9 protein-coding genes are annotated in these 14619 nt (G+C 35.0%); 3 read left to right on the forward strand and 6 right to left on the reverse strand.

The features are described 5' to 3' along the window. Window positions 1–24: 24 nt before the first annotated feature. The 6 genes from R3E32_26945 to R3E32_26970 all read right to left on the reverse strand — a co-directional run bounded on the left by R3E32_26945 (window position 25) and on the right by R3E32_26970 (window position 9466). On the reverse strand, window positions 25–2880 hold the full coding sequence (locus R3E32_26945; GenBank protein MEZ4888394.1) for a DNA methyltransferase: 2856 nt from the start codon (window positions 2878–2880) through the stop codon (window positions 25–27). A gap of 1051 nt (window positions 2881–3931) precedes the next feature. Beyond that, window positions 3932–4960, reverse strand: coding sequence for a DUF6371 domain-containing protein (locus tag R3E32_26950; GenBank protein ID MEZ4888395.1), 1029 nt, complete (start codon window positions 4958–4960; stop codon window positions 3932–3934). A gap of 71 nt (window positions 4961–5031) precedes the next feature. Then, entirely contained in the window at window positions 5032–6168 is a 1137-nt protein-coding gene (locus R3E32_26955) for an AAA family ATPase (GenBank protein ID MEZ4888396.1), read from the reverse strand. Further along, window positions 6165–6509 carry a helix-turn-helix domain-containing protein gene (locus tag R3E32_26960; GenBank protein ID MEZ4888397.1) on the reverse strand — a complete coding sequence of 115 codons (345 nt, stop codon included), beginning with the start codon at window positions 6507–6509 and terminating at the stop codon, window positions 6165–6167. The genes R3E32_26955 and R3E32_26960 overlap by 4 nt, the downstream gene beginning before the upstream one ends. 121 nt (window positions 6510–6630) lie before the next feature. Then, entirely contained in the window at window positions 6631–7938 is a 1308-nt protein-coding gene (locus R3E32_26965; protein MEZ4888398.1) for a hypothetical protein, read from the reverse strand. A gap of 319 nt (window positions 7939–8257) precedes the next feature. After that, a complete protein-coding gene (locus R3E32_26970; GenBank protein MEZ4888399.1) occupies window positions 8258–9466 on the reverse strand; it encodes a site-specific integrase in 1209 nt (402 codons plus the stop codon). 567 nt (window positions 9467–10033) lie between these two features. On the opposite strand from R3E32_26970, the gene R3E32_26975 reads away from it, so the two are divergent. The 3 genes from R3E32_26975 to R3E32_26985 all read left to right on the forward strand — a co-directional run bounded on the left by R3E32_26975 (window position 10034) and on the right by R3E32_26985 (window position 14406). Continuing rightward, window positions 10034–10657 carry a hypothetical protein gene (locus tag R3E32_26975; GenBank protein MEZ4888400.1) on the forward strand — a complete coding sequence of 208 codons (624 nt, stop codon included), beginning with the start codon at window positions 10034–10036 and terminating at the stop codon, window positions 10655–10657. A gap of 139 nt (window positions 10658–10796) precedes the next feature. Next, window positions 10797–11357, forward strand: coding sequence for a YceI family protein (locus R3E32_26980; protein ID MEZ4888401.1), 561 nt, complete (start codon window positions 10797–10799; stop codon window positions 11355–11357). Beyond that, window positions 11326–14406, forward strand: coding sequence for a two-component regulator propeller domain-containing protein (locus R3E32_26985; GenBank protein ID MEZ4888402.1), 3081 nt, complete (start codon window positions 11326–11328; stop codon window positions 14404–14406). Before R3E32_26980 ends, R3E32_26985 begins: the two co-directional genes overlap by 32 nt. The last annotated feature ends 213 nt before the right edge of the window (window positions 14407–14619 follow it).

Here is a 14619-nt window from a genome sequence, read left to right on the forward strand (position 1 = left end):
GTCATTTTCTGATTGAAGAAATACCTACCCCAAAAATTTTACACAATCCTCACTCACAAATTCCGCTTTGTTTTCTACCCAATCTGGCAGACCAGGAGCTTGCACCTGTTCCCCTTTTAGTTCCTTATCTGCAACGTTGAAATTGAGTTCAAGCAATTGGGAAAGCACATCTTTTCTTTTGTCAAAACCATACGCCTCCATTACTGCATTGTCTAATTGTTGATGCAGGGTTTTGATAGGGTTGCTTCCATCTTGTTCGACAATACGGTATAAATCCCTTAAACTGTATTGGTATTTCTGCATAATGGCAGTACGTTTTTCCCTCAATGTTTTGGCAGCTTTTGCCACTTTTTTGATTTGGGATAAGGTAGGATTTTGAGGAAAAGGAAAGGTATCCCATACTGTATTTGTAGTATAACGATAACGACCTTCTAACGTTGAACATTTAGCTTTCCACCATTCCCAATGTAATTTTGATTGAATGATACCAAATGTAAAATCATCTTCAAAGGCAAACACCATTAAAGCATCATTGGGATTTATTGTTGTTGAAACAAAGTCAAATATTGGTCTTAATGAAATTCTTGAACAAACTATATACCTTTTAAAATCTGTAATAGATTGAAGCATATCCTTTCGTCCATAGGATATTTGCCACCATTTATTGTAAAAATTAATGTGGTGTTTATTGGTCTTGGCTTTAGGATTCTTCTCTAATAGAGTTTTATTTTTTAGTGCTTGTGCTTCTGCTTTTTTCTTCCTATCTGGTAAAACTCTTTGGCTTACGACTGTATAAGGAATTTTGTAAGATGCAGCCTCAAACTGGTCTTTTTGTGTGAAATCAATTACAAATCTTTTAGGTTGAGATTGGAAATTAGAAACAAACTCATTTCCATTTAAAAAAGGCTTCATTACTTCACTCGCTTTCTTTTCCTTGCTCAATAGCTCTATTGCTTTATTGGAGGATAAAAGAAAGCCATTGTGTCCATGTGTTTGACCTTGAAATACACTTTTAGGATTTTTATTCACCTTCAATACTTTGGCTTTAGTTACATCTGTTTTTACACTAAGGCTGCTATTGATGTACTCCAATTCTATACCATTCATTTTGCCTTTTTCACCTTCAATGTAAAGTAGTTTCTTATCCTCATATTCTCCTTTATTCCAACATACAATAGAGACGCTAACTGCTGCATCACCAGACCAACTTTGTGAAGAAACAGCATTGAAGATTGTACCATTGTTGTTTACAATGTAATCTAAACCACCTTCTCGACTGTAATTTTGACGAATGGTATTTGTACCTACCAATCCTGCATAAGCACCTTCTTTCATTACTTTATGTGCTTTGTAAAACCAATAGACACAAAAATCAGCATGACCAGAAATTTCGGGATAAGCGTTCCAAAGTTTGTTCAAATATTCGCCTCCAAATTCTTCTTGCATTTTGTTTTTGGATTGATACGGTGGATTTCCTATAATTACATCTGCTTCATGCCATTTGGTAAACAAAGCATCAGCACAAATAATATTGTTGTCCAGATTGTCCAAAGGTAGAGCTTTTTCCAACTCCAAAGCCAATTCAGTTTGTTGGGTATCTATCCAGTTTCGGGTTTCTTTGATGGCAATTTCTTTGGCAAGCATCAGCGTAACCTTTGCCAATTCTACGGCAAAAGGATTGAGGTCAATACCATGAAATTGTTTTGGACTGACCAAACTCATTATCCCTACCTTTTTTGCACTTTTGGGGTATTCAAGGTGAATTTTGTTGAGGATGTCCATTTCCAAACGCTTCAATTCTCTATAAGCGATATACAAGAAATTTCCACTTCCACAAGCAGGGTCTAATACTTGGTATTCTGTAATTTCTTTACGCAATTGAAGCAATTCAGTGAGCGAATCGGCTTTGTTGATTCGGGTTCTCCACGGTTGGATAATGGTAGGGTGAACAATTTTGTAAATGTCTAATTCATCTGTAAAGTGTGCGCCAAAGATGTGTCTTTTGCCTTCATCCATGCTACTTTGAAAGATTGTTCCAAAGATGGCAGGATGCACCTTTCCCCAATAGGCTTTGCTTGCTTGCAGTAGGTCGTATAGTTCCTTTTTATTGAGTTCGATTGGGTCTGGATTGGTGAACAATCCACCATTGAAGTAAGCAATATCTTTGTATCTACCTCCTCTGGCAGCTTTGGGGTTTGCCATTTGTTGAAACAGACCACCAATTAGGTCATAAGAGCTTTCCCCATTGTTTAAACATTCATTGAGGAGGTTGGTAAAAAAGCCCTCTGGCAATAGTTCATAATCCTCTGCAAACATGGCGAACACACACTGCAATATAAAACGCTGTGAACGCTGCCTATCTTCTCCACGTTCTACCAAAGCAAAAAATACCTTTGCCACTTTGTCGGCTGCATCTCTGGTAACTTCCACCAGATTGTTTTCAAAGATGGGTTCTTTGGGAATAGGAAAAAGAAAGTTTAGAGCAGAATGTCTTTTTTCAAGATTGACCAATTTGATTTTATCCAGTGGTTCGTCTTGCTTGCTAAAGTCATAAATCCAAAATTCATCAAAATTGCATAGGATACAATATTGGGGTTGATTGGGGCGCAATTTCCACCAATAATCAAACACCTGTGAACGGTGGCTATCCAATTTTGAACCTCTTTTTTTCATTTCGATAATCACCCTATCACCCCAAAGTAAATCTGCAAATCGGGTACTTTTCTTACCTTTTACTCTAAATTCAAGACTTGCCCCTGCTTCTTTGTATCCTTCGTGTCCAAAGGCTTGAAATAGTCTATCACAAAATACCTGTGCTTCTCCTTTTTCGTCACCGTCCAAACGGCTCACATATTGGATGAATTTTTGAATGGTCTGCATATCAATAGAGTAATGGTTGTTTTTTTTGAAGTCAAAGCACAAAAATAACCTAAATCTTTAAGGAATTGCATATACCGTTCCTTTTTAAACATGAGTGACAAGGTAAGTTTAGAGAAATTACAATAGAAGATATTGCAGAATTGGACAAATGAACCGTACACCATTAAAATACAACCATGATGGATTTTTTAACTAAAGTTGAATTATTTGTTATTAAGCTTAATGTAAGGGGAGGTAGATTAAAAGAATCAATGCAATAGATGGTAAGGAAAAGGAATACACTTTGAGAATTGCGAGGGATTGCAGATATGAAGCGTAAAACAGGCGCACAAAATCAAGGCTTTGGTCAAAGCCTTTTACTGGCTAAACAATAAAAAATAATTTGAATGGATGGAAATGGGGTATTAATCACCATCACCTCTTCTTCTGAGTTCTTTTTGAAAATCACTCTCGTTGCTTCCTCCACCACCACGAAAAAGGATATAAAGACCTATGATTATAACAACTCCTAAAATTTCCATACTGTATATGTTTTATTGTTAAAGAATGATTGTAAATATAAACTATTTAATTCAAAATTGCAATACTATGACAATAAGAAGTCTTTTTTTTATTGGTTTTTAATCAAAAAATTACTGAAGTCTTTTTCATTAACCTTACAAATTTGAAAATTAGTCCAATGAATATTAAAGAAAAAACAGTAAAAGCAGTTTTCAAGTTCACATTCTCAATGCCTTATATAATGTCACAAACTACACAGGTTTAGAAAGCGATTTAAGGGTAAATGAGTTACACGCATATCATAGACAATATCAAACTATAATGATTCAAAACAGGCTAACCCAACCGATTTAGGTGAAATTTTGAATGAGGTAGTTATTGAGCAGTACCAAGATTATTTTTTTCATTCCCCTAATTTATGACCTTTCCAATTTTAGGGAGCAAACTGGGGCAGTTTTTTTTGGTTGCTATGGCAATTTAGGTATGTGATTAGGCTGCTCTCTTTCTTATTAGAAGATTCATTATACAGTATTCCTTGCTATCTTTAAATTTATTTATCCCAAAACAAAGGGTAGTTATTTTCTGATAAGGCCCAACCAAAAGCCCTATCTCGCTTGATAAAATAGTCTGCAAGGTCGAAACCTCCACTCATATCTGATTGGGTAGCACGTTTTTCTAATAAATCCGACACAAGGATATTAAAGCCCATTTTACGCAATTGGTCGGCTTTTGTACTCCAATCAGTATAACAGCCCAAATCTGGATATAAGATAATCTTACGTCTATTTAGTGGCTTTATAACGTTTATATTCTTCCATTTACAACCATTTTTACCACCTGTTGCCAACCATAGGTATTTTGGCATGATTACAGTCATTAGGATAGCGGTTTTCTCACTTTCGACAATGGCAATGATTTTATCAGGTTCTTTGCTCAATTGATGCTCTCCAAAAAAACACTGTGATAGATGGGGTTCTTTTATACCCTGCTTTTTCAAAATTCCTTTTCCTTCAAAAAATATCTTGCTACGTCCTATATTTGGAGGTTCATCTTCCTTTATCCTTTTGCCTGTATCTGGATTGTAGAGCATTGTCTTTGCTTGTCGAACATTGCCGTTTATATCCACTTGCCAAAATACCGTTGCACCTCTCCACCGTCTTGCAGTTCCAATATTGAAGCGTTCTATCAATTGTTGAGTAACTTGTTTCTCAAACAAACTTTCCAAGTATCGGACAAAATGGTTTTCCTCATATCGTTTGAATGTTCCTTGCATCAGTGGAGGAGGAATATAGTTGATGATTGGAGGTTTGGGTTTTGGCAATATTCTGGGCTTGGGAATGTTGGGTTTTCTCCAATCCTCCACAATGCCTTTTAAGAAATCAGGATTATCATTTAAAAGCTGTTTGGGTGTATAATGATAGCCACAACTTTGTTCTCTGTCACATCTTCCTACATAATCTGGTAAATAGTCTTTTTCCTCATTGTCTCTATACCTCACAAAGCGTTTTTTCTCACAAGATGGACAAAGGAATTTTTTGGAACTTGGGTCTAATGAAAATCTATGTTGGGTTGAATACATGATTGAAGAATTTGAAATTAACAAAATTGGTACAAGGTGGTACAGTTGGTACAGGTGTACCACTTGTACCATTATGTACCAGTATCATTCAAATATCTTTCCCATGCCCTTTTAACTCTATTATGGTTTGTATTCAACTGCCTTGCTATCTGTCTGTTAGATAAACTTGAATTGTCTTTTTTTAATTCAACAATTTGGTTGTCCAACTCCTTTTTATCACTTTCTGATATTTGTTTCAAATGTTCCCTTTCTGTTCCATAATCAAGAAACTCAAATCGTAGAAAGTTATCAGGTTTGTCTATTTGGCAAACAATTACATTTTCAGTATCATAGGTATGTTCTGTATTCCTTACTTTGATTTGTTTTAAATACCTCAAACCTTTGTCCTTAGTGCTTTCACCAATAGAAAAACAACTATCACAAAAATTGATAAGCATTTTACTACCCTGCAAATCGTTTCGAGTAATCGGTTTGGAAAGGTCACGTTTGGGAGTATGTGCCAAAACCAATAAGGAAAGATTGTACTTAGATTTGAGTGACTTTAATTCCTTCATCAGAGGTAAAGCATTTTTAGCTTTTTCGGTTTCTGTTTTGAGGTAAGTCATATTGTCAATAATCAGAACCTTTGCACCTGTTCTTTTGATAGCCTCCTCCAAACTATAACTAAGGTAGGCTTCAAAATTGGTAAAATGTTCTGGTAATTCTATGTCTGTATTGATTTCAGCACGTTCAAAGTTGGGATGGAATTGGTAATGATTTTGGTAATTGATGGAATAACGATTTTCAAACTGTTTATCCGATAACTCAAAATCAAAGTATAAGACTTTCTGCTGTTGAGCTTCAAGTTTAAAACCACTGATATATTCACCTCTACTTATTGAATCTCCAATCTGAACACCCACAATAGATTTTCCTAAATTGGTATCTGCAAATAAGATGCAAATTTCTCCTTCAAACCAAAAACTATCAAACAGCATTTTAGGAATAGGTCTTTTATTTGCATCCTCCATCCATTTGTTAGCTGATTGAATTTTGAACATACCATATACAGGTTCAATTGTTTCAAACTCTTTTTCTATTTGTTCAAAATTCTGTTCCAGTTCGAGCAAAGATATATCTGTACCTACTTGATTAATCCCTTCATTTTTAGTATCTTTGCCATTGAAATTAGTGTTTTTAGAAGGGGTGATTAAATTCCTGTTTTTCATAATTCACCCCTTTTTTTAGTTAAATAATCATTGGTTTCTGCCTCTAATTCTGCAACTCCTTTTACCTTATTCTCCAATAACCATTTATCCAATTCCCCTTTATCAAAGTAAATCCTTTTACCTCTCTTACTGAAAGGTATTAATCCTCCACTGGTCAATTTATAACCATGTGATTTACTGATACCGATGTATTGGCATCCTTCGATAAAATTGAAGATGGTTTTTTGGTTGGTCTGGTCTTGTCGTTGCTTGAATTGTTCTAATAAGGCTTGTTCGACAACTTCTTTTAGTAGATTCCTAATTTCGCTTATTGAAATAGGAGATAAAATAACGTTTTGCATTGTATCAAAATATTTATGCGTTTAAAAAAAATATTTGATACAAAAGAACATAACATCCATTACCACACTTTACCGTTTTTACCTTTCGGTAATAATTGGTAATAAAAAAGACAAGTAAGAACTAAATTTTTATCAAATGGGCTTCAAATACACTTTTAAACTCCTCATAATCCTCATTTTTAAACCCATTTCTAAATAATTTTTCATTTCCTTCAAAATCAATTTCGCTTTTAACTGTTCTTTGAAGTTTTGCTTTAGTTAATCCCTTTCTAATTATTTCTAAATCCTCCAAAGCCTCAAAACAAGCCACTATACTATTTTTGGTACTTTTGTAAATCCAATTGTTATTTTCATCCAAAGCACCTATCCGTTCACTATTTAGAATTTTGAAAAACTTATCTACTCTATCTTGGTTGTTTCTGAAAAGTTCTAAAAAGGTCATTTCTTTTTTTCTGACATTACTCTTAGCTACTACCTTTTTCGATTTATTTAATACCTCTATCTTTTTGCATATCTCATTTATATGTCTTGACTCATTATCAAGCCATTTTTCAAGCAGTTGCACGTATTTCATTTCCTTATTGGAGTAGCCTCTCAAAAGTTTATTTTGTATTAACCTGTGATTTTCATTTTCTAAATCAATTCTGTGGGAATGAACGTCATCAATTACTCTTTTTCTTATTAATTCGGTGCTATTATATCCAATTAGAAGTTGCTTAGTTGCATCATTAAGTATCTGAATAAGTTCCCTCTTTGTTCTAACCTTAAAAGTTGAAAAACCAGTATATCTATTATAATCATGGTCATAAAACATAACTGATGTAGGAAATTTCTTTTTAAATTTGATTTTCAGCTTTTTAAAGTGTTGCAAATCTGGAAAAGTCTCTAACCATTTTTGAAAAACTAAATAGAGGAGGTTCAAATCTGATACACTACATTTTTCTTTAGTATTAGAAAAATCAGGAGTAATATATTTAAGCAGTTTTTCTTTCTTCTCTGGAGAAATAATTTGTTCATCTCTACTTATTATATTCTGCTTTACACCTTCAATATATCTATCATAACCAATATTAGGGTTTCCAAAACTTATTTTATTTAAATCAATGTAATGAGTGATTTCTTTATACCAATTGTTTGAATCAATGAATAGGTCAATATGTGTCTTTGTAAACATTATCTGCTTCAATATTTTTTGAGGAACATACTGAAAATCTTCTTTTTTCAATGTCCTTTTTTTTGACATTTCTTTATGGTAGTCACAACAATTGGGAAAATCATTAATCCAAGATTTCAACTCATTATGGAGTCTTTTATGGTTTTTACAACAGTTTGGAAAAGTCTTTGGAATAATACAGTCTTTGGGAGGGGTAAGCTCAAATGAAGGTGAGGTAATTTTGGTTACTTTTAAATTAATGAATGGTAATTTCATTGGTCAAGGGTTTAATTAAAAATTATTTACAATTAATAGCTCGTATGAACTTTACTATGATTATCTATTGATAAATTTCAAGGTTTTGAAAGGATAAGAGCAAAAGCGATAATATTGGAGACTTACCTTATAGTTTTGCTCATATTGTCAAGTTACATCCACTTTAAAGTAAGAGAATAACCTACCTTATTTAACTATAAGCAAAGATAAACCAAACAAGAAATAAATATTTTATGAAATTACTAACATTGTGTGGATAAAACAAAAGGCTTGCTTTTTGATAATTCATTTTTTTTTAGTAAAGAGCTAAAATATGCTTTTAAAGTAATCCTTGTACTGCTTCATCCAACACATCATTTTCAAATGCTTTCAAGTAAGTTTCTGTTATTTCTTGGGATTGATGTCCTAATGTTTCGCTAATGACTGCAATAGAAATGCCTGTTTGTTTTAGGTTGGTTGCAAAGCTATGTCGAGCAACATAACTTGTTAGGGGTTGAGATATACCAATGATTTGACCAATTTCTTTAAGGTATTTGTTATACTGCTTCAAAGTCTTTTTCTTTCGGTTGTCAATTTGATTGGGTTTCAAATCATCTTGAAGCAATATTGGGAATACATATTGAGTAGGTCTTTCTTGTGATTGGTAGTAATCAATAATTTTTTGAACAGGTGGTAGTATCTTAATTACAAAATTCCCTTTGGTTTTGGAGCGTGTATAAAAGATGGTATTATTGTGGAGGTTATTCCAAGTCAATTTCATCATATCCACAAAGTTCATTCCTCTGGTATAGTAGGAAAAGACAAAGTAGTTTCGAGCATCCACCAAATGAGAATAATTGAGGAGGTCTAAATTTTCAATCTTCCTAACATCTTCACGACTCAAAGCCTTTTTATTGTTGCCTCCTTTCAATTTGGAGATTTTGTAAACCTCAAAAGGATAATGTTCCCTTTTGACCAATTTCTTTTTGATAGCATCATTGTAAACGGCTCTAATAGTTCGCATTTTTACGCTTATGCCTCCTCCTGTTCCTCCTCTACTTCTCAAATGAATTTCATACTTCTCTAAAATGGTGGCTGTAATATCCTCAAATTTTATTTTGTTATTTGGATAGAAATTGAAGAATGATTTTAATGTCTCATCATAGACGGTTGAATTACCTGTTTGCCCTGACTTTTTCAAATCTTCAATCTTATCATTCCAAAAGCTGTAAACGTTCCTTACATCCGTTTTTTTTTGCCCCCTAAACTCATTTTCAAACTGAACCAAAGTAAGTTCTTTTCCATCCAATCCATACCTATCAATGATGTCTAATGCTTTTTTCTTGTAATTGGTGAGTAAGGTGTTTCTTGCTTGGTGGCTTTTGTGATTTCTCCTAAAAGACTCACTTGAACTATTCCATTGATTTTGTTTACAAGATAAACCCAATGAGATAAGTTTCTTCTTTCGATTAATGGTAATCCTCAAATAGATAGGAGATTCACCATTTGCTAAGATTCTATTTTTCTGGATTATTTTGATACTTGCCATTGTTGATTTGCATTTTTTAGGTCGAACATAGGTCGAACAACTTAGGCAAATATAGGAAAACTAAAGAAAAGAAACAAATAATAATTTCTTTGAAAAACAATTATTTATGTGTAAATTGCAACTATAAAAATACTAACAGAAATATAAAATCTCCTGCTTTGGGAGCAGGGGGCCGCAGGTTCGAATCCTGCTACCCCGACACAAGATAATCAAGGAGTTACGATATTTTTTCGTAGCTCCTTTTTTTGTTGGTTAAAACATAGTTTAGTGCTTGAACGAAAACTCTTAACTAATTGAATGTCAAAACATAACTAAACACTTAAACAAATGAACTTTTTAAAGTTTCCCCATATATCAATACCTTCAATAAATTCCTAATAAATTAACATCAAGTTGCTATAAGAATATAAAAATTGAAGGAAAAAGTTCGTTTGTTTTAACCATTAGTTATGTTTTGATAGACAGATAATTATCTCTTTCCGTTCAGGCACTAGTTTAAACATTTTTTCCAACACTTAATTTTGTTTAAACTCTCTTCACCCTATATTTTTTTCATAAATCAACAACATGAACAACGACAATCAAAATATAGACCCAAATACAACAAACTCTCAATCTGCCTCAAAAGATTTCCACTTTACGGCAATCACTTGGAAGGATGTCACCGACAAAGTAAATTTTCAAGCTGTGGGCGAATTGCTGAACGAAAAACTGACCTTATCCAACTATGGGGGAGCAGTGAAAAGTGTGTACTGTACTTTTTTGGCGATTCAAGCCAACAACGAATTTCACGATGAATTTGTGGACTTTGATACAGAAGAACAGATTTTGGAGATGGCGTTGAAGGTGGATATTCGACAATTGAAGGACGCAACGGAAGCGGACACATTGCAGCTAATGGCAAAGGTTTTTTTGGAGTATATTGTTCAATATCCAAGCATTGAAGGATTCGACCAAAAACGTTTTTATGCAGATGTCCAATCAGTTTTTGCGGAAAAAGGATGGTTACAAAATCAAAATACTGCCGTTGTATTGACCCTTTCCGAAAAAGCACAGATAACAGGATTGGAGGAAGCGATTGTTTCTCTTATTGAAACCGATATTGACAAGGCAGCTTTGGGGTGGATAAAAACCTATTGTCAGAAGTTGAAGGTGGAGTATTCGGATGTGATGCCTGAATTGTTCAATTGATATTCGATACTCCAAAAACTAAATCTTCCATTTCAACGTATAAAAAAGACCATTCAGCCAACTTTTTTTTCAGGCCAACTCACTTTTAACTAATTTTATCAGATTCAATCTAAATGAAATAAAACGATAAATGAATCGAATGCGAATTGCCTCCACCCTAATAGGGATATTTATAATGTGTTGTACTCCTATCGGTTCTTTTGCCCAAAACCAAAACAACCTCCGTCAAATAAACTCAGGTACTATTTATTTCAAATCCGATGCACCTTTAGAACTCATTGAAGCACAATCGAAATCATTGAAGGGAATTATTGATACCAAACAGCGCACATTTGCTTACACCGTTTCGATCGAGAGTTTCGAAGGGTTCAACAGCCCATTGCAGCGAGAACACTTCAATGAAAATTACATGGAAACCAACCTATTTCCCAAGGCAACTTTTTCAGGAAAGATAATTGAAAATGTGGATTTTGAATCAGATGGAGTATATGAAGTTCGTGCCAAAGGAAAATTGAATATTCATGGAGTTGAACAGGAACGCATCATCAAAGCTACCCTCCAAATTAATGGAGGACAAATGGAAGTTCATTCCAAATTCACCGTACCTTTGACCGACCACAACATCACCATTCCAAGGATTGTAGAACAAAAAATAGCCACTGAAATATATGTGGAAATCAACGCCCAATTTGAGAATTGAAAGACAAAATGAGGAGAAATCCGCAAAGAAGGAGATAAGAAATTGGTCAATCAAATGCCCCTCTATCGCTTCTATTCATTTCTTCCATTCCCATTCTAAAATCGGTACTGCTCTTTTTTTCCTCTTACTGCTATTTATCATTTCCTCCAAGATATATGCTCAAACTCCTCACTTCAAAACCTATGAAATCAGCAAAGAAAACCGTCAATTGAAGCCTCAAATATTGTTTCAAGACAGCAAAGGTTTTATTTGGTTGGGCACTTCCGAAGGTTTGTACCAATACAATGGGATTGACTTTCACTTGTTTCCATTAGCCGACTCCCTTTTTACGAAAACAACTCAAAGCGTGACGGCTATTTTTGAAGACCAAAAAGAACGATTGTGGGTGGGTTTTCAAAATGGCATCATCGCCTCTTTCCAAAACCTTCAATGGACACTCTTTGAGCCAGAAGAAGGATTGCCAAAAGTTCCGATTACTGCTATCGAACAAGACCCTTATGGCACGATGTGGTTTGCCACCTATGGCGAAGGTTTGTATTATTATCTTCCCATTGCCCTCCAAAATTCTTCTCCTACATCGCTTTTCATCCCCAATCGCCTCTACAATATCAATATAGAAGAAGGTTTGAGTAGCAACGATTTGTACGATATTGCAGTGGGCAAAAACGGAAAGATTTGGGCAGCAACTGACAGTGGTATCAGTATTTGCAGCATAGAAGAAGGTAAAAAACACATCGAATTGAAAGACATGACCGATGGTTTGCCCGATAATTTGATACAACAAATTGAAGCAGATAAAAACGGAAATTTGTGGATTGGAACCAACGATAAAGGTGTTTGTCAATACCGATTTGAAGAAGAACACTTTTACATTTCGCCTCAAATGAAAGATTGGATTTGGGGCAGTATCAAAAGTTTGGAGGTACAGGAGCAAGAAGTTTGGATAGGCACTCAACAAAACGGCTTGATACAGTACGTTTTGCAATCCAGTGAATATTTTAGGGCATACAATCAAGACACTGATTATACGTTTGGTATGACCAACAGCGTGTTGGCAGATTGGGAGGGAAATATATGGTTTACAGGCAGCAGCAATGTCCTACACAGCACCAACCGCAAGTTTGAATTTATCCAACAGCATGAAGGCGTATCTTTTAACCATATTGAAGCCATCTTGAGTGATAGTCAAAACAATATATGGTTCAGCAACAAAGAAGGACTTTTTCGACACAGCATCCATTTTACAGGCTTCAATGTTTTGGAACACTGCATCAAATCAAGTGATTATTCTGACCTCCACATTATTGCCATTTACGAGGATATACAGGGCTATATATGGTTGGGGACATTTGGCAAAGGAGTTTATCGCCTCAATCCCAAGAACAAACACTTGCAACATTTAACAGAATCAGAAGGACTTATTAACAACAATGTCTTGTCCATTTCTGGTAAAGATGCAGAAATTTGGTTGGCTACTTTGGGGGGAGTATCTAAGTGTATTTTGGACAAATCAAGTAATTCTGATACAGCTTCTCTTCAATTTGAAAACTACGACAAAAACAGCGGCTTGGGCAATAATTACATTTACAGTACCTTAGCCGATTCCAAAGGACGTATTTGGTTTGCAACAGATGGTCAAGGAATTACAGTTTTAGAAAAGGGTAATTTCACCAATTATGCCGACAATGTGGGATTGAAGGGAAAAGTAGTGTATTCCATTGCAGAAGACAAACAGGGAAATATTTGGTTCAGCACTGCCAATGCGGGAATTTATCGTTTTGATGGCATAGAGTTTAAAAACTTTGATTTGCGAGAGGGCTTGCGAGAACGGCAAATTTCGAGCATTGCGATGGATGGTCAAAACAATTTATTGATTGCTCACCGACAAGGGATTGACCTACTCAATACCGAAACCCTAACCCTTACCTATTATGGACAAGAGGTGGGTCTCAATGATATTACCCCTGCCCTCAATGCCATCTCCAAAGACCCACAAGGCAATATTTGGCTGGGAACACAAAACAGCATTATCAAATACTTGCAATTAGCAGACTCCCTTCAATTGCAGCCAACTACCCATATCAACCAGGTATTTGTATTTTTGGAGCCAATTGTTCCAAAATCCCATCTAAGCTTTCCCTACTACCAAAATCATATCTCTTTCGATTACATTGGTTTGTGGTACACACATCCCGAACAAGTCACCTATCAACATCAATTAGAAGGTTATGACCGAGAATGGATAAATACCAAAGATAAGTTTGTTACCTATCCCAATCTTCCTGCGGGTGATTATATCTTCAAACTGCGCTCATCTATCCACCCCAATTTCAAAGAGGCTGCCATTACCGAATATGCTTTCAGGATTCGTCCTGCTTTTTGGGAAACAACTTGGTTTATTCTAATAATTGTCATTTTAAGCATTATTACCATTTACTATACCACTACTATTCGAGAAGCACGACTCAAGAAAGAGCAAGCATTGGAGCAGCAACAGCTTCGCTTTCAGTTGGATGCACTAAAAAACCAAATCAATCCCCACTTTCTTTTCAACAGCTTCAATACCCTGCTCAATGTTATTGAAGAAAACCAAACACAAGCAGCAAAATACGTAGAAAAACTATCCGATTTTTTCCGTACCATTCTTACTCATCGAGATAAAGATTTGATTACTTTGGAGGAAGAACTCGCACTCATTCAAGATTATTACTACATCCAACAGCACAGATATGGCACTAATTTTCAATTGAATGTACATGTTGATCCTGCCAAAACCAAAAAAATGTTGCCCCCCTTGACCCTGCAAATGCTACTCGAAAATGCGGTCAAACACAACATCATTTCCAAGCGCAAACCCCTGACAGTCGACATCTACAATGAAGGCGATTCTTTATTCGTCAAAAATCCCCTTCAACTCCGTAAAGTTTCTCAACCTTCTACCAAAGTTGGGCTGCAAAATATCCAAAAACGCTACGAATTGCTCACAGAACAGCAAATCCACATTGAAGAAATAGATGGATTTTTTGTTGTAAAACTCCCGTTGCTGTAAAACCCGTTCAAGGTTGCCTTTTCCTCTTTTAGCTGCAATTTATTCCCGCATAGCATTTATTATGCTTGCTATATAAATTTTATGTATTTTTATTTAGTCTTATTTTCTTGATATTCAAAATTATATAGAAATTTTAATTTCCTCATTCAGCTCTACCAATTTCCTAATCAGCCATTCTTTCTTTTCCAAAGTGCCATCTTACCTTAACTTTGA

Source organism: Chitinophagales bacterium, from assembly GCA_041392475.1.
GTDB lineage: Bacteria > Bacteroidota > Bacteroidia > Chitinophagales > UBA2359 > JAUHXA01.

Bases quoted from the DNA above. Each gene is read 5' to 3' on its own strand.
- R3E32_26980 (MEZ4888401.1), top strand. From the start codon at position 10,797: ATGCGAATTGCCTCCACCCTAATAGGGATATTTATAATGTGTTGTACT.
- R3E32_26965 (MEZ4888398.1), bottom strand. From the start codon at position 7,938: ATGAAATTACCATTCATTAATTTAAAAGTAACCAAAATTACCTCACCT.
- R3E32_26960 (MEZ4888397.1), bottom strand. From the start codon at position 6,509: ATGCAAAACGTTATTTTATCTCCTATTTCAATAAGCGAAATTAGGAAT.
- R3E32_26950 (MEZ4888395.1), bottom strand. From the start codon at position 4,960: ATGTATTCAACCCAACATAGATTTTCATTAGACCCAAGTTCCAAAAAA.
- R3E32_26970 (MEZ4888399.1), bottom strand. From the start codon at position 9,466: ATGGCAAGTATCAAAATAATCCAGAAAAATAGAATCTTAGCAAATGGT.
- R3E32_26985 (MEZ4888402.1), top strand. From the start codon at position 11,326: ATGTGGAAATCAACGCCCAATTTGAGAATTGAAAGACAAAATGAGGAG.
- R3E32_26945 (MEZ4888394.1), bottom strand. From the start codon at position 2,880: ATGCAGACCATTCAAAAATTCATCCAATATGTGAGCCGTTTGGACGGT.
- R3E32_26975 (MEZ4888400.1), top strand. From the start codon at position 10,034: ATGAACAACGACAATCAAAATATAGACCCAAATACAACAAACTCTCAA.
- R3E32_26955 (MEZ4888396.1), bottom strand. From the start codon at position 6,168: ATGAAAAACAGGAATTTAATCACCCCTTCTAAAAACACTAATTTCAAT.